General features: G+C 68.8%; 22 protein-coding genes. 4 read left to right on the top strand and 18 right to left on the bottom strand.

What is annotated here, in order from left to right; all coding sequences use genetic code 11:
- Window positions 1-10 precede the first annotated feature (10 nt).
- The 7 genes from DIZ26_RS07700 to whiA form a co-directional block, all read right to left on the bottom strand.
- Complete coding sequence (locus DIZ26_RS07700) at window positions 11-706, bottom strand: hypothetical protein (protein WP_157979639.1); 696 nt, start codon at window positions 704-706, stop codon at window positions 11-13.
- Between the two features lie 249 nt (window positions 707-955).
- Window positions 956-1,315 (bottom strand): RNA polymerase-binding protein RbpA, encoded by a 360-nt coding sequence (locus DIZ26_RS07695; protein ID WP_112238987.1) that lies wholly within the window; start codon window positions 1,313-1,315, stop codon window positions 956-958.
- A 16-nt stretch (window positions 1,316-1,331) separates the two neighbouring features.
- Window positions 1,332-1,565 carry a preprotein translocase subunit SecG gene (gene secG, locus DIZ26_RS07690; RefSeq protein WP_077013974.1) on the bottom strand — a complete coding sequence of 78 codons (234 nt, stop codon included), beginning with the start codon at window positions 1,563-1,565 and terminating at the stop codon, window positions 1,332-1,334.
- On the bottom strand, window positions 1,562-2,371 hold the full coding sequence (tpiA, locus tag DIZ26_RS07685; RefSeq protein ID WP_112238986.1) for a triose-phosphate isomerase: 810 nt from the start codon (window positions 2,369-2,371) through the stop codon (window positions 1,562-1,564). Before tpiA ends, secG begins: the two co-directional genes overlap by 4 nt.
- Before the next feature lie 7 nt (window positions 2,372-2,378).
- The gene (locus DIZ26_RS07680; RefSeq protein ID WP_112238985.1) at window positions 2,379-3,581 is read right to left on the bottom strand and encodes a phosphoglycerate kinase; all 1,203 of its coding nucleotides are present in this window, start codon (window positions 3,579-3,581) and stop codon (window positions 2,379-2,381) included.
- A 92-nt stretch (window positions 3,582-3,673) separates the two neighbouring features.
- The gene (gene gap, locus DIZ26_RS07675) at window positions 3,674-4,678 is read right to left on the bottom strand and encodes a type I glyceraldehyde-3-phosphate dehydrogenase (RefSeq protein WP_112238984.1); all 1,005 of its coding nucleotides are present in this window, start codon (window positions 4,676-4,678) and stop codon (window positions 3,674-3,676) included.
- A 208-nt stretch (window positions 4,679-4,886) separates the two neighbouring features.
- Window positions 4,887-5,870, bottom strand: a complete 984-nt coding sequence (gene whiA / locus DIZ26_RS07670) for a DNA-binding protein WhiA (RefSeq protein ID WP_112238983.1) — start codon at window positions 5,868-5,870, stop codon at window positions 4,887-4,889.
- A gap of 252 nt (window positions 5,871-6,122) precedes the next feature.
- Here whiA and DIZ26_RS07665 point away from each other — a divergent pair, with 252 nt between their 5' ends.
- Together DIZ26_RS07665 and DIZ26_RS07660 are read left to right on the top strand one after the other, a co-directional pair.
- Entirely contained in the window at window positions 6,123-6,653 is a 531-nt protein-coding gene (locus tag DIZ26_RS07665; RefSeq protein WP_112238982.1) for a SigE family RNA polymerase sigma factor, read from the top strand.
- The gene (locus DIZ26_RS07660) at window positions 6,650-7,525 is read left to right on the top strand and encodes a hypothetical protein (RefSeq protein ID WP_112238981.1); all 876 of its coding nucleotides are present in this window, start codon (window positions 6,650-6,652) and stop codon (window positions 7,523-7,525) included. Before DIZ26_RS07665 ends, DIZ26_RS07660 begins: the two co-directional genes overlap by 4 nt.
- 1 nt (window position 7,526) lies before the next feature.
- Here the strand turns inward: DIZ26_RS07660 and DIZ26_RS07655 are convergent, their stop codons facing one another.
- The 5 genes from DIZ26_RS07655 to DIZ26_RS07635 all read right to left on the bottom strand — a co-directional run bounded on the left by DIZ26_RS07655 (window position 7,527) and on the right by DIZ26_RS07635 (window position 12,688).
- Window positions 7,527-8,468, bottom strand: coding sequence for a gluconeogenesis factor YvcK family protein (locus DIZ26_RS07655; RefSeq protein ID WP_112238980.1), 942 nt, complete (start codon window positions 8,466-8,468; stop codon window positions 7,527-7,529).
- Window positions 8,469-8,475: 7 nt separating this feature from the next.
- Window positions 8,476-9,342, bottom strand: a complete 867-nt coding sequence (gene rapZ, locus DIZ26_RS07650) for an RNase adapter RapZ (RefSeq protein ID WP_112238979.1) — start codon at window positions 9,340-9,342, stop codon at window positions 8,476-8,478.
- A gap of 21 nt (window positions 9,343-9,363) precedes the next feature.
- A complete protein-coding gene (gene uvrC, locus DIZ26_RS07645) occupies window positions 9,364-11,403 on the bottom strand; it encodes an excinuclease ABC subunit UvrC (protein ID WP_112238978.1) in 2,040 nt (679 codons plus the stop codon).
- A gap of 276 nt (window positions 11,404-11,679) precedes the next feature.
- A complete protein-coding gene (locus DIZ26_RS07640) occupies window positions 11,680-12,270 on the bottom strand; it encodes a dihydrofolate reductase family protein (protein WP_112238977.1) in 591 nt (196 codons plus the stop codon).
- Window positions 12,263-12,688: a VOC family protein gene (locus tag DIZ26_RS07635; protein ID WP_112238976.1), complete on the bottom strand. Its 426-nt coding sequence runs from the start codon at window positions 12,686-12,688 to the stop codon at window positions 12,263-12,265. The genes DIZ26_RS07640 and DIZ26_RS07635 overlap by 8 nt, the downstream gene beginning before the upstream one ends.
- A gap of 313 nt (window positions 12,689-13,001) precedes the next feature.
- On the opposite strand from DIZ26_RS07635, the gene DIZ26_RS07630 reads away from it, so the two are divergent.
- The gene (locus DIZ26_RS07630; RefSeq protein ID WP_112238975.1) at window positions 13,002-14,222 is read left to right on the top strand and encodes a S8 family peptidase; all 1,221 of its coding nucleotides are present in this window, start codon (window positions 13,002-13,004) and stop codon (window positions 14,220-14,222) included.
- Window positions 14,223-14,297: 75 nt separating this feature from the next.
- Here the strand turns inward: DIZ26_RS07630 and DIZ26_RS07625 are convergent, their stop codons facing one another.
- The 6 genes from DIZ26_RS07625 to eccCa all read right to left on the bottom strand — a co-directional run bounded on the left by DIZ26_RS07625 (window position 14,298) and on the right by eccCa (window position 23,533).
- On the bottom strand, window positions 14,298-14,825 hold the full coding sequence (locus DIZ26_RS07625) for a Rieske (2Fe-2S) protein (RefSeq protein WP_112238974.1): 528 nt from the start codon (window positions 14,823-14,825) through the stop codon (window positions 14,298-14,300).
- 117 nt (window positions 14,826-14,942) lie between these two features.
- A complete protein-coding gene (locus DIZ26_RS07620; RefSeq protein ID WP_112238973.1) occupies window positions 14,943-16,679 on the bottom strand; it encodes a MinD/ParA family ATP-binding protein in 1,737 nt (578 codons plus the stop codon).
- A gap of 9 nt (window positions 16,680-16,688) precedes the next feature.
- Window positions 16,689-18,014 carry a type VII secretion integral membrane protein EccD gene (gene eccD / locus DIZ26_RS07615; RefSeq protein ID WP_112238972.1) on the bottom strand — a complete coding sequence of 442 codons (1,326 nt, stop codon included), beginning with the start codon at window positions 18,012-18,014 and terminating at the stop codon, window positions 16,689-16,691.
- Window positions 18,015-18,049: 35 nt separating this feature from the next.
- The gene (locus DIZ26_RS07610) at window positions 18,050-19,102 is read right to left on the bottom strand and encodes a DUF6177 family protein (protein ID WP_112238971.1); all 1,053 of its coding nucleotides are present in this window, start codon (window positions 19,100-19,102) and stop codon (window positions 18,050-18,052) included.
- Window positions 19,095-19,508 (bottom strand): hypothetical protein, encoded by a 414-nt coding sequence (locus DIZ26_RS07605; protein ID WP_112238970.1) that lies wholly within the window; start codon window positions 19,506-19,508, stop codon window positions 19,095-19,097. The genes DIZ26_RS07610 and DIZ26_RS07605 overlap by 8 nt, the downstream gene beginning before the upstream one ends.
- On the bottom strand, window positions 19,505-23,533 hold the full coding sequence (gene eccCa, locus DIZ26_RS07600; protein ID WP_112238969.1) for a type VII secretion protein EccCa: 4,029 nt from the start codon (window positions 23,531-23,533) through the stop codon (window positions 19,505-19,507). The genes DIZ26_RS07605 and eccCa overlap by 4 nt, the downstream gene beginning before the upstream one ends.
- A 102-nt stretch (window positions 23,534-23,635) precedes the next feature.
- Here eccCa and DIZ26_RS07595 point away from each other — a divergent pair, with 102 nt between their 5' ends.
- A complete protein-coding gene (locus DIZ26_RS07595) occupies window positions 23,636-24,544 on the top strand; it encodes a hypothetical protein (RefSeq protein ID WP_112238968.1) in 909 nt (302 codons plus the stop codon).
- Window positions 24,545-24,558 lie beyond the last annotated feature (14 nt).

The raw sequence follows: 24,558 nt of genomic DNA, 5'->3' as shown, positions 1-24,558 counted from the left end.
CGATACCGGCTCACAAACTGCCCTTGAGGAGCAACAGGAACCCCGGGTGGGGGTTGGCCACGGTCGTCACGTTGGCGACCACGGCCAACAGCATGACCACGGCTGGCACTGCCGTGAGCAGGCTGACCCAGCGACGTCTGCGCCACGCCGCCACCGACAGGCCGATGAGCACGGCGCCCACGATGCAGGCCAGCACGGCCTTCACCACGTGCCACCGCACGTACTCGTCGAGCATCACGTCCAGGGCGGGCGACAGCCGGCCGGTCGAGAGCTGGTCGCGCACCTGGGTCAGGACGGCGGCCAGCTCGTCGGCGGGGCCGGACGCCAGATTCGGCAGCAGCGTGCCGAAGGGCGATACGAATCCCTGGACGTTCTCGATCAGCAGCACGGCCGTGACGAGCGCGAGCGCCCCGAGCGGCAGCCGGAACCGCCGGAGCCGGACCGCCGTTGCCACCAGCACCGCGAGCAGCGGCAGGGCGATCAGCACGCGCACAAGGTGGTAGCGGAACTGGTGGTCGACGAGGTGTTGGAGGTCAGGAGGGAAGTCCTTGCCACCGCCCGACGACCAATAGGCAGCAAATGCGCGAGGGAAATCGTCCACCCGGCCGGGGGCTAGCAGCGGCGGGACGATGAAGAACGCGACGACCAGCAAACCTGCGATCACGAGGAGCCCAGCGTCACGCCGCCGGGCGGTGGTGGTGATCACAACAGGACTCTTGGTCGGATCGGCACTGTCGCCGCCTGGAGCAGTGGCTGTCATGCGCTCAAGTTAGGCGACCGCCGACAGCCCCGACAGCGCGCTGGGTGTACCGCTGGGGTAGCGCAAGCGCTACCTGATCGGTGTCGTTCTCGATCAGCCCGGGTGCTCTCGGAGACACATCAAAAGCCCGGGTCTTCCTGAGGCACAACGAAACCCGGGCGGCCCTTCTCCAGGGTGCCCGGGTTTTGTCGTTGCTCAGAAGATGACTTCGCCGCGGGCGCGGCGAGCGCGGAGCTTCTCGAGGGCCTCTTCGAGGATCTCGGCCGCTTCGGTCTCGCTGCGACGCTCCTTCACATAGGCGAGGTGCGTCTTGTACGGCTCGATCTTGGTGGGCGGCGGCGGGTTGTTGACGTCGGTGCTGGTCGGCAGACCACACCTCGGACAGTCCCAGGCCTCCGGGACCGCTGCCTCGACCGCGAAAACCGTCGCGGTCTCGTGTCCGTTGGCACAGAAGAACACGACGCGCTGCCGGGGCGCGGTGTCGCCGCGCTCCGCCTCGCCCATCGGTCCGGCGCCGACCCGGCTACCTCGAATCGCACTGCCACCACCAGGCATGGGAGCTACTCCCCTCTCAGCCGAGCTTGTACAGCAGGCCGAGCGCGACGATGGCCGCGAACCAGATCAGGCCGACGCCGATCGTGATCCGGTCGAGGTTCCGCTCGGCGACCGAGGAACCGCCCAGGCTGGACGAGACCCCACCACCGAACAGGTCGGAAAGGCCACCACCGCGGCCTTTGTGCAGCAGCACGAGCAGCGTGAGGATCAGGCTGCAGATGACGACGACGATCTGAAAAGCGAGAATCACGAGGAGTAGCCTAACTGAAGGTCCAGGTAACGGCAGATACCGGCGAACTCGTCCACCTTAAGGCTTGCACCGCCCACCAGGCAGCCGTCGACATCCGGCTGGGCCATGATGCCACCTGCGCTGCTCATCTTCACCGACCCCCCGTACAGAATCCGTACCGAATCGGCCACGGACGGCGAGAAGGTCTCCTCCAGCCGGGCCCGGATCGCGGCGCAGACCTCCTGTGCGTCCTCCGGGGTGGCGACCTCGCCGGTACCGATCGCCCAGACCGGCTCGTACGCGATCACCAGTTTGCGCACGTCGTCCGCCTTCAGCCCGGCGAACGCGCCGTCGATCTGCTGCACGCAATGCGCCACGTGCCCGTCGGCCTTGCGGACCTCCAGCCCCTCACCCACGCAGACGATCGGCGTGATGCCGGCGGCCAGTGCCTTGACGGCCTTGGCGTTCACCAGCGCGTCGTCCTCGCCGTGGTACTGCCGGCGCTCGGAGTGCCCGACCAGCACGTAGCTGCAGCCGAGCTTGGCCAGCATCGCCGCCGAGATCTCGCCGGTGTAGGCGCCCTCGTCGTGCTGGGAGATGTCCTGCGCGCCGTACACGATCTTCATCCGGTCGCCGTCGACGAGCGTCTGCACGCTGCGGATGTCGGTGAACGGCGGCAGCACGGCTACCTCGACCCGCTCGAAGTCGTGCTTCTTGTCCTGCAGCGTCCAGCTCAGCTTCTGCAGCAGGTGCACGGCCTCGACGTGGTTGACGTTCATCTTCCAGTTGCCCGCCATCAACGGCGTACGGGCAGCGTTATCAGCCATCTTTAGTTCAGTCCTCTTCCAGCACAGCAAGACCGGGGAGCTCTTTGCCCTCCAGGTATTCGAGCGAAGCGCCACCGCCGGTGGAGATGTGCCCGAACTGATCGTCGGCGAAGCCCAGCTGCCGTACGGCGGCGGCCGAGTCGCCACCACCCACCACGCTGAGCCCGTCCACCTCGGTCAACGCCTGCGCGACGGCCTTGGTTCCACCGGCGAACGCCTCCAGCTCGAAGACGCCCATCGGGCCGTTCCAGAACACGGTCTTCGCAGCCGCGATCTGGGCGGCGAACGCGTTGCCGGAGTCCGGGCCGATGTCCAGGCCGAGCTGGTCGGCCGGGATCGCGTCGGCAGCGACCACGGTCGCGGGCGCGTCGGCCTTGAACTCGGGCGCGACCACGATGTCGGTCGGCAGCACGATCTCGACGCCCTTGGCCTTCGCCGTCTCCAGGTAGCCCTTGACCGCGTCGAGCTGGTCGTCCTCGAGCAGGCTCTTGCCGACCTCGTGGTCCTGCGCCTTGAGGAACGTGAAGACCATGCCGCCACCGATCAGCAACTTGTCGGCCTTGGCGATCAGGTTGTCGATCACGGCGAGCTTGTCGGAGACCTTCGCGCCACCGAGGACGACGACGTACGGACGGGCCGGGTCCTCGGTGAGCTTCTTCAGCACCTCGACCTCGGCGAGCACCAGGCCACCGGCGGCGTGCGGGAGCTTGCGGGCCACGTCGTACACGCTGGCCTGCTTGCGGTGTACTACGCCGAAGCCGTCACTGACGAACACGTCGGCCAGACCGGCGAGCTCGTCGGCCAGCGCACCGCGCTCGGCCTCGTCCTTGCTTTCCTCGCGCGGGTCGTACCGGACGTTCTCCAGCAGCAGGACCTCGCCCTCGTCCAGCTCCTGGACGGCTTCCTGCGCGCTGTCGCCGGTCACGTCGGCGGCGAAACGGACGGTGATGCCCTCGGGCTCCAGCAGCTCACCGAGCCGCTTGGCCACCGGGGCCAGCGTGAACTCCGGGTTCGGCTTGCCCTTGGGGCGGCCCAGGTGCGCGGTGACGATCACCTTGGCGCCCGCCTTGGCCAGCTTCACCAGGGTCGGCAGGCTGGCCCGGATGCGGCCGTCGTCACCGATCTTGTCGCCTTCGATCGGCACGTTGAGGTCGGAGCGCACCAGCACCCTGCGGCCCGCTACGTCACCGAGGTCTTCGATGGTCTTCACAGTTGCTGCTTCCTTCGCCAGAAATCGCTAACGTCCGAAGAACTGTGGGTCAGAGGGCACAGTTCTTCGGACGCAACGTCAGGAGTGGAACGTCAGAGCGAGGCGCCGACGTAGTTGACCAGGTCGACGAGGCGGTTGGAGTAGCCCCACTCGTTGTCGTACCAGCCGACGACCTTCACCTGGTTGCCGAGCACCTTGGTCAGGCCGGCGTCGAAGATGCAGGAGGCCGGGTCGGTGACGATGTCGGTCGACACGATCTCGTCCTCGGTGTACTTCAGGTAGCCCTTGAGCGCACCTTCCGCGGCGGCCTTGACGGCGGCGTTGACCTCTTCGACCGAGGTCTCGCGGCCCACGGTGATGGTCAGGTCGGTGGCGGAACCGGTCGGGACCGGGACGCGCAGCGCGTAGCCGTCGAGCTTGCCCTTGAGCTCCGGCAGCACCAGGCCGATCGCCTTGGCGGCACCGGTCGAGGTCGGCACGATGTTCAGGGCCGCGGCGCGGGCGCGACGCAGGTCCTTGTGCGGGCCGTCCTGCAGGTTCTGGTCCTGGGTGTAGGCGTGGATCGTGGTCATCAGGCCCTGCTGGATGACGAACTCGTCGTGGATGGCCTTGGCCATCGGGGCGAGGCAGTTCGTCGTACAGGACGCGTTCGAGATGACGGTGTGCTTGTCCGCGTCGTACAGCTCGTGGTTCACACCCATCACGACGGTCAGGTCCTCGTTCTTCGCCGGGGCGGAGATGATGACCTTCTTGGCACCGTTGTCGGCGTGCGTCTTGGCCTTGGTGGCGTCGGTGAAGAAGCCGGTCGACTCGATCACCACGTCGGCGCCCACATCAGACCACTTGAGGTTGGCGGGGTCCCGCTCGGCGAACGCCTTGAAGGTGTGGCCGCCGACGGTGATGTCATCCTCGGTGGCGGTCACGTCACCGGGGAAGCGGCCCAGGATCGAGTCGTACTTCAGCAGGTGGGCGAGGGTCTGGTTGTCGGTCAAATCGTTGACGGCGACGACCTCGATGTCGGCACCGGACGCCTGAACGGCGCGGAAGAAGTTACGGCCGATCCGGCCGAAGCCGTTGATACCTACGCGAACGGTCACGGGACTACGTCTCCTCAAACTAGCTTTCGAGCACTGCCGCTACACCCGAAACACTAGCCCAAGTGCCCACCCGGCTCACTGGTGCTATCCACAGCAGACCACCAGGACCGGCGAGTAGCTACCGGACCAGACCACCGAACGCGCGACGGCCCCGGGAATTCCCCGGGGCCGTCACGTGAAGACCAGTTGATGGACTGGTGCCTGCGGATCAGGCAGGGTCGAGCATGTCGGGGGTGAGGTTGGCCTCGGTGTTGGGGATGCCGAGGTCGGCGGCGCGCTTGTCGGCCATCGCCAGCAGGCGGCGGATCCGGCCGGCCACCGCGTCCTTGGTGAGAGCGGGCTCGTGCAGCTGGCCGAGCTCCTCGAGGCTGGCCTGCTTGTGCTCCAGCCGCAGCTTGCCGGCGACCTGCAGGTGGTCCGGTACGTCGTCGCCGAGGATCTCGAGCGCGCGCTCGACCCGGGCACCGGCGGCGACGGCTGCCCGCGCGGAGCGGCGCAGGTTCGCGTCGTCGAAGTTGGCCAGCCTGTTCGCCGTCGCCCGTACTTCGCGACGCATCCGGCGCTCCTCCCAAGCGAGCACCGACTCGTGCGCGCCGAGCCGGGTGAGCAGCGCGCCGATCGCGTCGCCGTCACGGATCACCACGCGGTCCACATTGCGGACCTCACGAGCCTTGGAACCGATCCCCAGACGACGAGCGGCGCCGACCAGAGCCAAGGCCGCCTCGGGGCCGGGACAGGTCACCTCGAGCGACGACGAGCGGCCGGGCTCGGTCAACGAGCCGTGTGCCAGGAACGCACCCCGCCAGGCGGCGACCGCGTCACAGGAGGCACCCGAGACAACCGCGGGAGGCAGTCCGCGTACCGGACGGCCACGGTTGTCGACGAGCCCGGTCTGCCGAGCCAGCGCATCGCCGTCCCGAACAACCCGTACGACGTACTTCGTCTGCTTGCGGATACCGGACGGGGAGATCACCACCACGTCCGACGGGTGACCGAAGATCTCGGCGATGTCCTTGCGAAGCCGGCGAGCCGCTGCGCCGCTGTCGAGTTCGGCCTCCACCACGATCCGGCCCGAGACCAGATGCAGTCCGCCGGCGAACCGTAGTACCGAAGACACTTCAGCCTTGCGGCAGCAGGGTTTCGTGACCTGAATACTGGTCAACTCGGACTTCACCTGTGCTGTCATCGCCATGTAGTGAATCCTCCCACTGCTGTCAAAGACCCTTGTCGATACCACCCGAAACGACCAACGGCGCGGAGACGGCGAGCTGTCAAAGACCCTTGTCGATACCACCCGAAACAACCAACGGCGCGGAGACGGCGAGCTGTCGGAAACCGTCGTGTCCGCATGGTTCCAACTCTTGGGTGCGGTCGCTCGTTACGGGGGGCGGCAACCTTTCCGGTGGGTGGTGTCGTTCCTTGGGGCGATGAGAGGAGTTGCCGAATGCGAAGACGTGACGAGGTGGACTTCACCGAGTTCGCGACCGCGGCCGTCCGCCGGCTCCGGCGTACGGCGTATCTGATGTGCGGCGACTGGCACCGAGCCGAGGACGCGGCCCAGGACGCGCTGGTCCGCGTCTACAAGGCGTGGAACCGCCTGGACCACGGCGGCGGCCTGAACACCTACGCGCACAAAGCCGTGGTGTCGGTCGTGCTCGACCAGGCCAAGAAGCCCTGGCGCCGGGAGCACGTCGTGGACCAACCGGTCGAGGAGTTGCTGGCCGACGCGGTCGGGACGATCGACGACCGCCTCCTGGTGGTGGAGGCCCTGACCCGGCTGCCACCACGCCAGCGCGCTTGCGTGGTGCTGCGGTACTACGCCGACCTCAGCATCGAGGACACCGCGACCGCCCTCGACATCGGCGCCGGTGCCGTCAAGAGCCAGAGTTCCCGCGGTCTTGCCACCCTGCGTCACCTGCTCAACCGTCCGGAGCTCGACGAGCCCGCCAACGACCGGGAAGAGGTCCTGTCATGACCACCGAGATCAAAGACCTGCTGGCCGACGCCGCCGACGACACCGCCCAGCCACTGGAGTACTCCATCGACGACGTCGTACGCCGGGGTCGGCGCGGGCAGCGTCTTCGCCGGGCCGGGGCGGTAGCAGCAGGTGCGGTCACCGCCGGCGCCTTCGTGACCGCTGTCGCCATCTGGACCGGCGGTGACGTGGCGAGGAACAACGGCGGCGGGATCCAGCCCGCCTCCGGCCCGACCGGCATGGTCACCGCCAAGCAGATCACTTGGGTGGCGCAACCACCTGCGGCGACCAACTTCACCACTGCCCAGATCCGGGCGCTCTGCAATGCCCAGGACTCCTCGGCCCGCGATGGGGTCGGGAACAAGGCTGGTGGTGGCACCGATCCCGTGACCAACTGGTCGGTCGAGGTCAGCCAGGGGCAGGCTCACTGGTTCAGAGCGATCCTGCTCTCCCCCGACCGTCTGCGGTACACCTTCTGCGCCTACAACAGTGACAAGGGCGAACCGCACGACACCTACAACCGCGAAGCGACCAAGTGGTTCGCGGAGCAGCCGTACCGGGTGACGACGTGGCCCAACGGCGCATGGGGCAAGGTGCCCGCGGGTGTGGACAAGATCGTTTTCGAGCTGCCTGACGGCACTCGATCCGTGGCCACCACCAAGAACGGCTGGTTCCTGTGGTTCACCCGGGAGCACGTGAACTACCTGCCGAACAAGCCGATCTGGGCGATCTACTACGGCGCCGACGGCAAGGAGATCGCCAGGTTCGACTCGAACCCGGAGAACCCCGCGCCCAAGCCACCGGTCTGCACGGGGAACGCGCACTGCCAGCTCGACCACATCGAGCCGCACCAGCCGGTGTTCCCGAAGTGACCTAGTCGAAGATCTCTCGGTAGACCTTCGCCAGCTTGGTTGGGTCGTGGTGGAGGTGGCGGTCGTCGGCGGCGATGTCGGCGATGACGAGGTCGGCGCCGAGGGAGTTCGCCGTACGGCGAAGGGAGGCCGGGTCGGGGACGTGGCCTTCGTCGGCCAGCACCACGTCGATGCGGAGTTCGGGGGCGTGGGCGGCGAGGACCTCCAGGTGGGTCTCCGGGGAGAAGCCGTCGGTCTCGCCCTTCTGCTCGCCGAGGTTCAGCGTCACCAGGCGGCGCGCGTTCGTCGCCTGCAGGCCGTGCGCGAGCGCCGGGACCAGCAGGTTCGGAATCACCGAGGTGAACCAGGAGCCGGGGCCGACCACCACCCAGTCGGCCTCGGCGATCGCGACCAGTGCCTCCGGGCAGGCCGGCGGATCGGCCGGGTCGAGCGCGACGTCGACCACCTTGCCCTCGGTCGTCGCCACCTCGGCCTGGCCGCGGATCTCGGTGATCACCTCGGGGTACAGCGGGTCGAGGCCGATCACCCGCGCGGTGATGTCGAGCGGAACGGCCGACATCGGCAGCACGCGCCCTTGTGCGCCGAGCAGTCTGCCCACCCAGTCGAGCCCGTCGACGGCTTCGCCGAGCAACTCCCACAGCGCGACGATGAGCAGATTGCCGACGGCGTGGTCGTGCAGTTCGCCGTCACTGCGGAACCGGTGCTGGAGCACGCTGGCCCACGTCCGGCCCCACTCGTCGTCGCGACACAACGCCGCCAGCGCCATCCGGAGATCACCGGGAGGCAGTACGCCGAGCTCGCGCCGGAGCCGCCCGGAGGAGCCACCGTTGTCGGCGACCGTGACGACCGCGGTCAGCTGGTCGGTGACGTGGCGCAGTGCGGACAGCGAGGCGGCCAGGCCGTGCCCACCACCCAGCGCGACGACCCGTGGAGCCCGTGACACTAAGCGTTCACTCCCGCCCGAGATCCCTGTGCACGACCAAGGTCGGTGAACCCTTCTCCCGCAGCCTCTTCGCGATCTCCTCGGCCATCGCGACGCTCCGGTGTTTCCCACCGGTGCAGCCGATCGCGACCGTGACGAACCGCTTGCCCTCGTTCAGATATCCGGTCCGCAGCGTGTCCAGCACGTCCACATAGTTCTGCAGGAACTGCTGGGCCAGCGGATGACCGAGCACGAAGTCTGACACAGGTTTGTCCTGCCCGGTCATCGGGCGCAGGTCGGGCTGCCAGAACGGGTTCGGTACGAACCGCATGTCGGCCACCACGTCGGCGTCGACCGGGATGCCGTACTTGAACCCGAACGACACCACGGTCGCCCGCAGCTCGATCTTCTCCTCGTCGCCGAAGGCGTTCACGATCCGCGCGGCGAGCTGGTGGATGTTCAGGTTCGAGGTGTCGATCACCAGGTCGGCGCCGGCCCGGATGTCGCCGAGCAGTTCGCGTTCGCGCTCGATCCCGGTCAGCAACCGGCCGTCGCCCTGCAACGGGTGCGGCCGGCGGACGCTCTCCTGCCGGCGCACGATCACGTCGTCGGAGGCCTCCAGGAACAGCGTCAGCGGCCGGTATCCCTTGGCCCGCAGGTCTTCCAGCGCCGAGCCGAGCTCGTCGAAGAACATCCCGGTCCGGACGTCGACGACGATCGCCAGCCGCGGCGACGCCCCGGTGCCGACCACCTGCTCGACGATGGTGGTCAGGAACATCGGTGGCAGGTTGTCGACCACGAACCAGCCGAGGTCCTCCAGTACGTCCGCGACCGAACTCCGTCCCGCGCCGGACATCCCGGACACGATGATGAGGTTGCCGCTCGACTCGTCCATCAGTTCTCAGTTCTCCCCGTGTCAATCCCCGTCCGGGCGATCCGCGGTCGCCAGATCCCCGTCGGTCACACCGGCCGGCGTGACGTCGTCGTCCAGTATCTCGCCCGTCGCCGTGTTCACCGACGGCGCCCGCGAGGTGTCGGCCTTCGTTGCCGCCGAGTTCACCGCGAGGACGACCGACTCCGCCGTACGACGTCCGAACCCCGGCAGCTCCGCGACCTCGTCCACCGAGGCCTGCCGCAGTTTCCGCAGCGACCCGAAGTGCCGCAGCAGCGTCTTGCGGCGCACCTCGCCGAGGCCGGGAACCTCGTCCAGCACGCTCTCGACCATCGACTTGGACCGGCGGTTGCGGTGGTGGGTGATGGCGAAGCGGTGCGCCTCGTCTCTCAGCCGCTGGAGCAGGTAGAGGCCTTCCGACGTACGGGAGAAGATCACCGGGTCCTCGTCGTCGGGGAGCCAGACCTCCTCCAGCCGCTTGGCCAGGCCGCAGACCGGGATGTCGCCGAGCCCGAGCTCGTCCATCGCCTGCCGCGCGGCCGCCACCTGTGGTGGACCACCGTCGACGACGACCAGCCCGGGCGCGTACACGAACTTCTTCGCGCGGCCGGTCTCCGGATCGATCAGGTTCGCGGTCGGGTCCTCGCCTTCCGGCGTCGCGGCGCGCTCATCCAGCAGCCGCTTGAACCGGCGGGTCAGCACCTCCGCGATCGAGGCGACATCGTTCTGCCCCTCGACTCCCTTGATGACGAACCGCCTGTACTCCGACTTGCGGGGCAGGCCGTCCTCGAAGACGACCATCGACGCGACCACCTCGGTCCCCTGCAGGTTGGACACGTCGTAGCACTCCAGCCGCAGCGGCGCCTCCGGCAGGTCGAGCGCCGCCTGGATCTCCTCCAGCGCCAGGTTGCGGGTGGTGAGATCGCTGGCCCGCTTGGTCTTGTGCATGGTCAACGTCTGCAGCGCGTTCCGCTCGACGGTCGCCATCAGGTCCTTCTTGTCGCCGCGCTGTGGCACCCGGATCGCGACCCGCGAACCACGCAGCCCCGACAGCCAGTCGGTGAGCGCGTCGAGATCCTCCGGCAACGTCGGCACGAGGATCTCGCGCGGAATGGTGTCGGTGGACTCCCCCGCATACATCTGCTGGATGAACCGCTCCACCAGGTCGGCGGTCGTCGCCGTACCGTCTGCCTTGTCGGCGATCCAGCCCCGCTGGCCGCGGATCCGGCCGCCACGGACGTAGAAGATCTGTACGGCGACCTCTAGCGGGTCTTCCGAAAGCGCGACCACATCCGTGTCGGTGCCATCACCGAGCACGACCGCGTTCTTCGCGAGCGCCTTCTCCAGCGCGCCGAGGTCGTCGCGGATCTTGGCGGCCCGCTCGTACTCGAGTTCGGCCGCGGCCGCCTTCATCTCCTTCTCCAGGCGGCGCACGTACGTCGCGGTCTGGCCGGACAGAAAGGCGGAGAAGTCCTCGACGATCTTGAGGTGCTCCTCCTGGCTCACCTGCCCCGTGCAGGGCGCGGCGCACTTGCCGATGTAGCCGAGCAGACACGGGCGGCCGATCTGGCGGTGCCGATTGAACACACCCTTGCTGCACGAGCGCATCGGGAACACCCGGAGCAGCAGGTCGACGGTCTCCCGAATCGCCCAGGCGTGGCTGTACGGACCGAAGTACCGCACGCCCTTCTTCTTGGGGCCGCGGCCGACCATCACCCGCGGATACTCCTCGTTCATCGAGATCGCGAGCCACGGATACGACTTGTCGTCGCGGTACTTCACGTTGAAGCGCGGGTCGTACTCCTTGATCCAGGAGTACTCCAGTTGCAGCGACTCCACCTCGTTGGCCACCACGGTCCAGTCGACCTTCGCCGCCGTCGTCACCATCGACTGCGTCCGCGGGTGCAGATTCACCAGGTCCTGGAAGTACGACGACAGTCGCGCGCGCAGGTTCTTCGCCTTGCCGACGTAGATCACCCGCCCGGACGCATCGCTGAAGCGATACACCCCAGGCGAATCAGGAATCGACCCCGGCGCCGGGCGATAGGAGGAAGGATCAGCCACGCACCAACCCTAGTTCGCCCCGCCGACAAGCCTCGAGGTGGTTTGCCCGCGCCATCAGTACTCGACGCTGGGGTGGTCGCGACGGTGGACACACGTCGTAGTACCGCTGGACAGCGCGGGCGTTGGGCGAGTGGCACCCGTCGAGCCGCAGTACTGATGGCGTGGAGCTCCGCCCCTTGCTGCCGCGTCAGGCACCGGCGAGCGGCCGGGGCTGGTGCGGTCAGGCGCCGAGGGCGTCGAGGGCGTCGAGGGCGTCGATCGTCGGTAGTGCGGCGCTCATGGCTGGTTCGCTTCTCGGTGGACCACGCGATAGCGCAGGTGGGTGGCGTCGCGACCTTCGAGCCGACGGATGGGCTCCAATTCGACGTGGCCGAGGCCGGTCGGCTCGAACAGGCGGCGGCCGCCTCCGAGCAGTACGGGGACGAGATGCAGTTCGAGCTCGTCGAGCTGATCGGCCGCGAGCAGCGCCCGTGCAGCACCCGCGCCGTGGACCAGCACGGCTCGACCCTTGGCCGCCTCTCGCGCGTCGGCGGCACAGGCATTGACGTCGGTGTAGAACTTCGCGCTGCCGGGTGGCTCGTCGTCCGGGTCGATGTGATGGGTGAGCACGTTGATCGGTACGCCGTCGTGGTGGTCGCCGTTCCATCGCTTGGCGAGCTCGAACGTACGCCGCCCGGAGATCACGGCGCCGGTGGCGACGGCCTCGGCGTACACCTGCCCGTTGACGCGCTCGGACATCCGGTCGTCGAGCCAGTTGAACAGCCGCCCGCCGTCGCGGCCGAGTTCCTGACCCGGCCGGTCGTCCGGCCCGGCGATGTACCCGTCGACCGACATCGACATGTAGAGCCGCAGGGGTGACCTATCCATCCTCGTTTCCCTTCGTCTGGAAGTCCGCGGGGGTCATCCGGTCGCCGTGCCCCGCGGGCCACTGGACGAGCTCGATCCGGCGGCCGTCCGGGTCGGCGATGAACGTGGTCTTCAAGCCGTCGTCGCCTTCGTGTCCAGGAGCGGTCGGCTCGATCCCGCGATCGGCCAGCCGACCGAGCGTGCCGGCCATCGACTCGACCTGTACGACGAGGTGGCTCAGGTCGGTGCCGCGTTCGACCGGCTCGGCGTCGTGAACGAGCTCGAGGGTGACGAACTCGTCGTCGGGGAGCTTGAGCATGGCCAGATGCCCGATCGGCGTTTCCGGCACGGCGCCGACGACCTCGTAACCGATGGCCTGGTAGAACGCCAGCGACAGCTCGAGATCGGTCACGCGCAGTCCTAGGTGCAACATCCTCATCGCGCCATCTCCATTTCGTCCTCCCCATGTGTCGAACAGCCGCGAGGCCTCCGGCGGACCATGATCCGAATCTACGAGCGGAGTGACGGATGGTCTTGAATAAAACGAGCACGGTCAGCCCCTGTTCCCGTGCTGTCGGCGCGTCTCGGGCGAGACCTTGCGATTGCGCGAAGGTCGTGTTGCGGGTTGTCCCATAGTCCTCGTTTGATCCCAGGCTGGGATGAGCGTCGGATCTAGCCTGTCACGCAGGGTGGTTGAGCACGACCGAGCGTGAGGCAACCGGGCCAAGCGCAGACTCGAGGGAGTTGCGCCCATGAACCCTTTGATCTCACCAAGACGAGTACTCGGCATCGCCGCGGCCACGAGCCTGGTTCTGACCGGCTTGGTCGCCACAGCAGCCGCAAGCGAGGCACCACCGGCCGCAGCCGGCGCGATCGTCCGCGGCGCCGGTAGCGCGACGGCGATTCCCGGGAGCTACGTCGTCGTCCTCGCGGGCAACCAGTCGGCCACGCAGACTCGGGTGACCACGCAGAGCCTGGCGACGTCGTACGGCGTGAAGGTGCGGCGGCAGTTCAGCTCGGCTCTCAAGGGCTTCTCGGCGGCGATGTCGGAGGAGCAGGCGAAGAAGGTCGCCGCTGACACCCGGGTTGCGTTCGTCCAGCAGAACCAGAAGGTCACGGCGTACCAGGACGACCCGCCGTGGGGCCTGGACCGGGTCGACCAGCGAGATCTGCCGCTGGACAAGAAGTTCGATCCTTCGGCGACGGCCGACAACGTCACCGTGTACGTCATCGACACCGGCATCTACGCCGAACACAAGGACTTCGGCGGGCGGGCGTCGGTCGGCACCGACACCCTGGGCGACGGCCAGAACGGCGTCGACTGCATGGGCCACGGCAGCCACGTCGCCGGCACCATCGCCGGGACGAGGTTCGGCCTCGCCAAGGGCGCCAAGATCGTCGCGGTCCGGGTGCTCGACTGCAACGGCTCCGGATCGACCGAGAGCGTCGTCGCCGGCATCGACTGGGTGACGAAGAACGCCAGGAAACCGGCCGTCGCCAACATGAGCCTCGGTGGCGGCGCGGACAAAGCGCTCGACGCCGCGGTGAAGGCCTCGATCGACTCCGGTATCACGTACGCCGTTGCTGCCGGCAACGACAATTCCGACGCCTGCACCGCCTCGCCGGCCGACCAGCCGGACGCGATCACGGTCGGCGCCACCGACGACAAGGATGCCAAGGCAACCTTCTCGAACTACGGCAAGTGCGTGGACGTCTTCGGACCGGGCGTCGACATCGAGTCGGTCGGCATCACCGCGCCGGACGCGACAACCAGAATGAGCGGTACGTCGATGGCCACGCCGCACGTGACCGGCGGTATCGCGCTCTACCTGAGCGAGCACCCGGACGCCAAGCCGGCCGAGGTGGCCACAGCGCTCGTCGCCGCGGCCACGCCGGACAAGGTCGCCAACCCGGGCACCGACTCGCCGAACAAACTGCTCTTCGTCGGCCAGGTGGATGCAGCGCAGCGCTGATCCGACAGACAGCACGGAAGCCCTCGGCCACCTGTCCGAGGGCTCCCGCAGTTGAGGGCTTCCGCAGTCGGTGGGTCAGGCCGCTGGGCCGACGATGTTGCCGCCCTTGACCGTAACGTTCACCGCGGCGAGCGGTGCCGGCGCAGGACCGTTCACGACGCTGCCGTCGGTGACGCTGTACTTGCTGCCGTGACAAGGACAGTTGATGGTCTTGTTCTCCACCGTGGCCACCAGACAGCCCGCGTGCGTGCAGACCGCCGTGAACGCCTTGAACTGACCGGCAGCCGGCTGGGTCACCACGATCTTCGCGTCGGTGAAGACCTTGCCGCCCCCGACCGGTACGTCCGAAACCGGACCGAGGACCGGTCCCGCGTCGCCAGTTGCCGGAGCGCTGGAAGACGGCCCGGAGGACGGCGCGGAAGACGGCGCCGAACTGGGCGCTGAGGTCGGATCCGAGGCGGCCTTGCTGTCGTCACCGCAGCCCGCGAGCACCGGCAGGGCGACCCCGGCCAGTCCGGCCACGGCCGCGCCGCGGAGCACCGCTCGCCGGTCCCGCAGGGTCTCGATCGCCCGGCCGAGTTCCGTCGTACTGTCGTCGCTCATGTATCTGGACCTCCAAGAGTCCTGGCCAAAGTAGTTGAACGCTCTGCTATTTGCTGTTCTACCCGAGGCCGCCAAATCGGGCCACGTCAGCAGGAACGTGCGGAACCGCCGATCGGTTCAGCGGGTGGCGCGTTGGACCAGCCGGGCAGCCAGTTCGAGCACCGCCCGGCGGGTGGCGGGCTCGAGGCGCTCCGGCTGGAGCGGCCAGGCGCGCGCCAAGTGGGCGTCGTACGGCAGTACTACGTACCCGAGGCCGCGGTCCGAGACGGCCGACTGCAGCCAGCGGACCGGCTCGGGATCGTCGGGCACGTTCTCGGCGATGATCACGAGACCCTTGTCGACCAGCATGTGCTGGCCGTCCGTCGTCAGTTGGTCGAGCAGGTTGATGCTGCTCAGCGCGTCCTCGCGCGCGGACGGGATGACGAGCGCGACGGCGTGCGCCGCGCCGGCGACGTACCCGGTGGCTTCCTCGAACAGACCTGCCGGGCAGTCGACCAGGGAGAGCGGGATCTGGTTGGCGCCGCCGACGTTCCGGGCGGCGAGGACGTCGCTGATCGCATCGGCGGTCGGTTCGGCGCGGGCGAGCTGGACCCGCGAGCCGGGCGTGTTGGCGATGCTCTGGTCGAGGCGGTGGGTGAGTTTGGCTTCGAGCGGAAAGGCGTCGACGGCGAGCACGATGTCGCCGCGCTGCGACGAGATCGCGTCCGCGAGCAACGCGGTGACGATCGACGTACCGCTCTGCGGAACGGGGCCGATGACGCCGATCATCCGGCCGATGCCGATCGGGCGGCGGATGATCGCGATGTTCTCCACGTCGCGCTGCATCCGGCCGGACGCACCGGCGATGTACGCCGCTTCGGCGGCGAACCGGCCGATCTTGCGGAAGAACCCGCCGGACGGATCCTCGTGCTGCAGGCCGACCGAACCAGTTGCCGCGGGCAACGGACCGGCCAGCGGGTCCTGGTAGGCGGGCGTGTAAGCGTGCGCGGCCGGACCGTCGTCCGCGGCGGGACCGTTCCATCCGCCGGCTTCGGGCTCGGACGGCGCGTTCCAACTGCCGTCTTCGGCCGGCGGTTGTTCCCACTGCTGCTGAGGTTGCTGCCACTGCGGGGGTGGCTGTTGTTCAGTTGCCGGCGGTTGGCCCCATTGCTGGGGCGGTGGCGGTTCGGCCGGTGGCGGCTGCACCCATTGTTGGGCAGGCGCCTGCTGGGGCGGGGGCGGCTGCTCCCACTGCGGCTGCTGGGGAGGCGGCGGCTGGACCCACTGCTGCTGTTGCTGTGGCGGTGGGGGTTGCTGCCAGCCCTGCTGCTGTGCCGGAGGTTCGTAGTACTGCGGTGGTGGCGGTTGGTACTGCGGTGCCTGGTAGGGCTGCGGCGGGTACTGCTCGGCGTACGGCTGCTGGTATGGCGCAGGCGGCACCTGCGGCGGCGGCCCGTACGGCGGCTGCTCGTACGCCGGCGGCGGGTACTGCGGCTGCTGCTGCGCCGGGTACTGCGGTTGCTGGTACGGCGGCGGCTGCTGCGGGTACTGCTGTCCGTACTGCGGCTGCGGCGCGTACTGCTGATACCCAGGCTGCTGCTGCGGGTATTGCTGCTGCGGGCCGGCCCACCCCTCCCCCGTCGCCGGAGGAGGCGGCGGCATCGTCGGCCCAGATGCCGGCGCGGCGGGCCGCGTCGGCACGGCCGACTGAGGCGCGGCCGACTGAGGCGCCGCCGGCTCAGGCGCGGTGGCCTGCGTCGGCTCAGCCGGCTCGGGTGTCGGAGCAACCGGGGCCGCGGCGGCCGGTGTGGGATCCGCCGCGGAATCGTCGTCGAGGCGGTTCATCAGCTCCGCCTGCCAGTTCGGCCCGGTCATACCATCCGATCAGAAGACTTTGAGCAGCCCGCTGAAGACCCCGAACGCTCCGAGGGTCAGCGGTACCAGCGCTACGACGGCCAGTACCTGGATCTGGTCCAGCACTTGGCCGAGCCGGACCTGCACGTGGTCCTGTGGCGTCCAGCTCAGGCCGAACGCACCGACCATCGCCACCACCACGAGTAGCCCGACTGCTACAAGTGTGCCACCCACCGACTTCTGCGACAGATCCTGGACCAGCGCGGCGACGATCACCCCCGCAGCGGTGAACAACCCGAGCACCTCAGCGGCCAACGGGTACAGGCGCGAACGCGCACACAGCAGCAGCGCCAGCAGCGCAGCGATCGACACTGTCCAGACCGACCCATGCAGCGCGAGCACGATCCCGGCAGCGGCGGACCACAGCGCGATCGCCGTCGCGGAGAGCGCCAGACCCACGTGTGCAGCGTTCAGCGCCGACTCGACGTCCGGCCGACCGATCTCGTTGCCGCTCGACCGCCGGTCGTCCAGCGCGGTGAGCCCGGACATCGACAGCGCGAGCCGCGGCAGTACGCCGAGCAGCAGCACCGCCACGACAGCCACCAGCGCGCTCAGCTTCTCGCTGGACACACCAGCTGCCACACCGACGATCCAGATCAGCGCGAAGATCATCGCCGTACCGCCGCCGACCAGACCGCCGCCGGCCAGGCCGGCCATCGCGAACAGCAGCGGACCGAGCGCCAGCCCGAGCGCGACGATCCCGGTCCGCATCGGCGTCGACCAGTCCTCCGAGCTGCCGAGCGACCAGGCCACGATCCCGAGCAATATCGGTGTCACGATGAGCAGAGTGATCGCGGTCGTCTTCTGTCCGGCGCGGCCGAGCACCACTCCACCGAGACCGGTGATGATCGCAACGACCAGCAACACGAAGGCTGCCACGTCACCGTCGACCGCCCGGGCCAGCGCGATCGCACCGGCGAGCAACGCGAAGATCAGCGCGGCACCGGCAGCCCAGTGCCGATGCTTGCGCTGGAAGGTGGTGCCGCGGCGCTCGAGGTCGTCGACGGCCTCCTCGACCACGTCGTACACGGTCGGTGGGGGTGGCACCTCGCCCTCGGCCGCCAGCCGCAGTACGGAACCGTCACCGATCTGCGCCGAGCCCAGGGTGAGCTCGAGCGAGACCGTCTGGCCGGTCGGCGTGGTCAGGTACCGGCGCCGCGGCGACGGGTCGATCGGCTCGCCGAGCATCCGCAACAGGTCCGGCATCAACCGGCCCAGCGGCTCGTCCACCGGCAGGACGGCGTCCATCTGGCGTTGCCGGCCGATGATGGTCACCCGGCTGTAGACCGCAGCCACCTGTACACCTCTCTGATCGTCGTTGCAGCGTTCACTTAGGCGGTCGGCAGACCGGTCGGCGTCCCCGGCGGCAGCAGCCGGCCGAGCAACGCACTGTAGATGTTCCAGTCGAGCTGGTTCTTGCCCTCACCGATCGGGTACCACACCGCCGGCGACGCGGTCGGGCCGATCTTGACCGGCGTGATGTCCGCGACACCCGTCATGTCCAGCGCCTTGGCCATCCCGTCACCGCGCAGCGCGTCGTTGCCGACGGCCATCGCCATCGGAACCGGTACGCCGACCCAGTGCGGCATCGCGTTCGTATCGGTGCCGCCGCGCGCACCCTGCGCGAAGAACGACACCAGCGTGAAGGCGTTCGCCAGCCGCTCGCCGACCTTCTGGATGGCGGCGGGAGTCGGCAGTCCGTCCGGCGTCGCCACGGCGAGGTTGATGATCTCCTCGAGCCCGGCCGGCCGCCGGTGGATCTCCACTGCACCCATCGCGCTCAGCCCGTCCTTGCCGCCGACAACCGAAAGCCAGGTCGGCTTCGGGGCACGCCGCCGGCAGTACGCCGTCAGCTGGCCCACGTTCCACGGCTGCGACACAGGCTCGGCAGTCCCCCACCCGGCCGGCTCGTCACCGGTCAGGTCCTTGAACAGCTGCTCGGCTGCCTTGCCGACGACCGTCGTCTCGAGGGCCTGGTACCGCACCCGCGCAGTGATCAGCAGCTGCGAGGGCAGCTCGAGGTCGACCGCGACGAAGGTCGGGCTCATGTCGACCTTGTCCTGCTCGCCCGCAGCGACGGCCTGGAACATCTGTCCGTCCCACTTGAGCTTCGAGCCGCCCAGCCCGTCGTACGCGCCCTCGCCATTCGGCTCGGTCACCACCCAGCGCGAGTCCCGCCCACTGAACAGAGTGGTCCGTACTGCGAAGGTCAGCCGCGTCGTCGCCGGCGTCACCAGCTGTACGCCGAGTCCCGCCACCTCGGCGGCCGCGAGCGCGTCCACCAGCCACGCGGACATGCCGACCACCGGGCGGTCCTGCATGATCACGACGACCTTGTCGGTGTGCAGGTCGATCCCAGGGCTCAGCTCGACCGGGTTAGGCATTGTTGCCTCCAGCAACATCGGCGACGGCGGGTCCGGTCGGCGGGTCGAACGGCGGCGGGGCGGGCTTCCACACCTGCCCACCGAGCCGCTTGACCAGCTCCGCGGCGTACCGGTCGGCCAGCTCCGGCCCACCGTTCTGCGGGTCGGCCCGGACCTCGGCCCACCACACCGGCGTCGGTACGCCGGCCAGCTCCGGCCCGAGCAGGCGTTCCACCTCGCCGGGCACCTGGATCAGGATCGGCACCTCCAACGAGGCCAGCGGCTCCCCTGCCGGGTTGCACAGCTGCAGTACCGCGCCGTCGGACACATCGCGCACCAGCCAGTCCGGCCCGGCGGCCATCATGCCCGCCAGCACGTCCTGGTACGACGGTCGCCCGTCGATCAGTGCCACCACGTCGTAGCTCACTGCTCTCCTCCGCCATCTGCGTCGTCGGTGGTCGGGGTTCCGTCCGCGAGGGCCGTCTGGATCAGCGACGGGCGTTCACCACGTCGTACGAACAATCCACGGCCGGACGGGAAGTTCCCGGGTGTCGCACCGGTGAACAGTGCGCCCTCTGCCCTGTCACCGGACAGCACCAGGCCGGCGGTGCCGGACTCCGTCACGGTGGTCAGGAACGGTTCGTACAGGGCCCTGCTCGCGCCGGCGGCCCGCCGGGCGATCAGGAAGTGCAGGCTGATGTCCCGGCCCGACGCGATGAACGGCAGGAAGGGATCCATCGGCGCCTGGCCACCAGTGGTCAGCAGGTCGTAGTCGTCGGCGACCACGACCACCCGAGGCCCGGCAACGGGCACCGGTGCGCCTTCGTTCGAGTCGTCCGGCAACCGCTTCTCGAGCTCACCGGCGACGCCCGCGGCCAGCCCAGCGCCGACCCGGCCGCTGGTCGCGTAGCCGCCGAGGTACGCGTCGGGCAGGAAGCCGCGCAGACCACGCCGCGGGTCCATCACCGCGAACACCAGCTCGTCGGAGCTGTACCGGTCGATCAGCTGCTGCATGATCAGTTTGAGCAGGTTGGTCTTGCCGGACTTGGTGTCGCCGAAGATCACCAGGTTGCCGTCGCGGTCGAACAGGTCCAGCAGGACCGGTGCCATCCGGGTCTCGTCCATCCCGATCGGCACGGTGACCGGCTCCTGCTGCGCGTTCGGCAGCGTCTTGCGCTCCAGTCGCAGCGGCAGCACCCGCACCTTGGGCGCGGTCGGTCCTTGCCACGCCGACGCCAGCGCCAAGGCCTGGCCCTGCATCGCCTCGGTCAGGTCGTCGTCCTGCAGCAGGCTGTCGACCCGCGGCAACGCGAGCTGCGCGAACAGCTTGGTGCGCGGCATCAGCACCCGGCCCGGGCCGGCGTTCCGCATCGTCTCCTGCAGCCTGCGCTCGATGTTGGAGTCGGACGGGTCGTTGATCCGCAGCTCCATCACCGTGCCGAACAGGGCCTGCGAGGCCATCCGTACGTCGGTCCACCGGATCATCGTCGTGACCACATGGATGCCGTAGCTGCTGCCCCGGCCGAGCAGGTCGGCGATCGGCTCCTCGAGATCGTCGAAGGTGGTCTTGATCGCGCCGTAGTTGTCCAGCACCAGCACGACGTCGGCCACCGGCAGCTCCGGGACCGCGCCCGCGGCGTGCATCGAGCGAAGCCGTTCCATGGTGTCGATCCCGCGGTCGCGGAACACGATCTCGCGATGGTCGAGCATGCCGCGGACCTCTTCGAGCGTCCGGCGGATCTTCTCCCGGTCGGTCCGGATCGCCACCCCACCCACGTGCGGCAGGTCGGCCAGCGGCTGCAGTCCACCACCGGCCAGGTCGATCGCGTAGATCGCGACCTCCTGCGGCGTGTAGCTGTGCGCCAGCGACGTCACCAGCGACCGCAGGAACGTGGTCTTGCCCGACTGCGGCCCACCGATCAACGCGGCGTGCCCACCGGCCTGGGTGAGGTCGAGCCGCAGTACGCTCTGCGTCTGTTTGCGCGGGTCGTCGATGACACCGATCGCGGGAGACATCGGCGGAGCCGGTACGGCGAACTGCAGCCCGCGCGGGCCGATGTCGACCGGCCCGCCGACCTGGTCCAGCGTGCAGACCTTCGGCAGCGGCGGCAGCCAGACCTGAGGCACCGGTGTGGCCGACGGCTTCACCTGGTCGACGAAGACCCCGAGCACCGTCGGACCGGTCGTCCGCTCGGTCGAGTCGTCCTCGTCCTCCTTCTCCTTGTCCGCGGCGGCCAGCTGGGCCAGCTCCGGCTGCTGGTAAGGCGTCACGAGGTACGGGCGTACGGCGGGACCGTCCTGCTCCTTGTCCTGGGTGAGCGCGACCGCGCCCTTGTACGGGCCGGAGACGTACGCCGCGCGGAACCGCTGGTAGACGGACGTGTCGACCTTGAGGTAACCGAAGCCCGGCAGCGGCGGCAGGTGGAAAGCATCCGGGGTGTTGAGGACGGTCTGACTCTCCTCCTCGGAGAACGTCCGCAGACCGAGCCGGTACGACAGGTAGGTCTCCAGTCCGCGCAGCTTGCCGCCCTCGACGCGCTGGCTCGCCAGCAGCAGGTGCACGCCGATGGACCGGCCGATCCGGCCGATCGACAGGAACAGGTCGATGAAGTCCGGCCGCGCGGTGAGCAGTTCGCCGAACTCATCGATCAGCACGAACAGGTGCGGGTACGGCGGCAGGGCGGGATTCTGCTTGCGCAGCAACCGGTAGTCGGTGATGTTGGCGACGTTGCCCGCGTCCTTCAGCATCTGCTGACGCCGCTGCACCTCGCCGGCGAGGCTGGCGTACGCGCGCTCGGTCAGGCTCGGGTCGTCGACCAGGTTGGTGATGATGCCGGCCACGTGCGGTACGCCGTCGAACGGCGCGAAGGTGGCGCCACCCTTGTAGTCGATCAGCACCATCGCCAGGTCTTCCGGCGAGTGCGTCGCGAGCAGGCCCATCACGAGCGTTCGCAGTACTTCGGATTTGCCGGAACCGGTCGCGCCGATGCAGAGGCCGTGTGGGCCCATACCCAGCTGCGCGGACTCCTTGAGGTCCAGCACGACAGGCTGGCCGGCGCTGTCGAGACCGAGCGGTACCCGCAGGAACGCCCGCTCGTTGCGCGGGGTCCACATCCGGGCCAGGTCGACGTTGCCTGGGTCATCGATCTGCAGCAGGCTCATGAAGTCGACCGTCTTGAGCGAGGCGTCCTCTTCGAGCGACTCCGCCGACAACCGCAACGGTGCCAGCGAGCGAGCCAATCCTTCGGCGGTGGCCAGCGGCGTGTCGTCGAGCTGCCCCTCGGCGGTCAGGTAACCGCCGCCGCGCAGGTCCTCGACCAGCACCTTGCCTTCTTGCACAGTGATCCGGATCGCGACGTTGCCGGGCTCCTGCATCCGGTCCGCGACCAGGTGCAGCACGGTGACGCCCACGTCCCCGACCGACAGCGTCTCGTCGTTGGTGACCACCTCGGTGGCGACCTCGCCGTACGTGTCGTGCAGGACCAGCATCCGCTGGATCATCCGGCGCGCGTCGCCGTTGCCGAGCGAACCCCGCTTCGCCTCACTGGCCAGCGTCGCGCGCGACGCCACGTCCTCGCTGATCAGCCCGGCCAGCTCGTCCGGCTTCTGCGCGATCCGGCGGAACGGGTGCGGGCCTTCCCGACGATCCGGGTCGCACGCATGCGGCAGCCAGCCGATCCACTGCCACTGGTCGAGCGACGCCGGTGGGAAACACGCCGCCAGCTCGAGATCCTCCGGCGCGTGGAAAACAGCCGCCTGCAGCAACAGAGCGCGAGCAATCCGTACGACGCCGTCGCGGTCGCCGACGATGCTGACGTTGCCGGCCAGGTCGAGCGGGATCGTCAGCGGCATGTCCGGCATCAACGCGAACCGGCGGGCCAGCGCCTCGGCCTCGGCCATCATGAACGGGTCCGGCGGATCCATCATCGAACCGGACGCGGCCAGCGTCGCCGGCACGACCGGCATCCGCCCGGTCGCGCAGCGGACCAGCAGGAAGTCGGGGTCGCTGCGGCGACGCTCCCACAGCCGGGCCGGATCGCGGACACAGTCGACCAGCGCGTCGGCCGGCGGGTTCAGCGCCAGCGCGGTCTTGCGGCTGGCACGTTCCATCTTGCCGAACTCCTCGCGGAGCCGTTCCAGGTAGTCCAGGTACCGGTTGCGCTGCTCGCGGCTCTCCTTGCCCGCCCGGCCGCGGGACGAGAACGCCATCCCGAACGTGCCGACCAGCGTGAGAAACAACACGCCGACACCGATCACCGCCGACGTACCGGTCCGCATCGTGCTCATCATCCCGACCGAACCGAGCACGCCGACCGCAGGCATCAAGGCCTGCATCGCATTACCGCCGGCCTTGCCGCGCGCGCCGGGCGGCGGGGTCTCGATCACCCGCGGTTGCCCGGTGTCGATGCTCCTGGTGCTCCGCGCCGGGCGGTGCACAAGTCGGGTCGACACTTTCTCTCCTCAGCTGAGCCGCTCGGCCCCTCGACTGAACTGTGTGAACGCCTCAGATGGCATGCTGCACCCGGACTCTAGTAGAGGCGGAGCTCACTACCGATGACCGATACACCGTTCGACGGCCAGCCACCGTTCGACGGCAGGCAGGTGCTGGACCTGGTCGCCGATCTGCTACCGGTGCTGTTGCCGGACGCCGAACTCGACCCGGCCGGCCCAATCGTCAAGCTGCGTTGGAGTCGCGGCGGATTGTCGTCCAGTGCCGAGGTCGGCCTGGTCGAGCTGATCGACCGATGCCGTGAGCAACCGAATTACCTGTGGCCGCGCACGGTCGACGACTGGCTGCGCGCCGTCGTCGACGAGATCGGTATCGCCACCGACGAACACCTGTACGGCGAAGTCGCCGCCCGGCAACGCGTTACGCTGCGACCGCGCGGCTGGTCCGATCCGAGCGGCAGCGTGCTCGCCGGCCTCAGCGTTCCGTTCGGCCGGTACTTCGAGATCGTGTTCGGCATCCAGAGCGGCTCGGACTGGCAGCGGCTGACCCAGGTCCGCCAGGTGATGCACGGACTGCACCTGCCGGACCGGCCGTCCGGACTCGACATGACGCTGAACGGCCTGACCGGCTTGACGTTCCAGCCCGTACCGGATGCACCCTGGTCCGTACTGCACCGGCCCGGCGACCAGACCGTCGGGATGGCCCTCGTCGACCACGACCGGCTGATGCCGCGAGCAGGCAACGGTCGCGGCACGCTGCTCGCAGTGCCGGCCACTGATCTGCTTGCGGCCTGTCCGGTCGACCGGCGCGAAGACATGCAGACCAGGGCCGACGAGTTCGCCCGCTGGGTCGCCAAGGCGCACGCCGACGCCGCAGACCCTTGTACAGCAGGGGTTTACTGGCTCGTCGGCGAGCTGCTCGCCGAGCTGCCGGTCGACCTCGACCGCTCCCCCGCCGTCGCGCTACCGAAGCCGCTCCGGACGCCCGCCTGGCGCCGCTGGCTGAACCGCTGACGGCTGGTTGCCCT

It is taken from the genome of Kribbella monticola (genome assembly GCF_003261635.1).
Taxonomy (GTDB): Bacteria; Actinomycetota; Actinomycetes; order Propionibacteriales; family Kribbellaceae; genus Kribbella; species Kribbella monticola.
The sequence above is the reverse complement of the archived record's forward strand: the minus strand, read 5'-3'. Positions and strand labels throughout refer to the sequence as shown.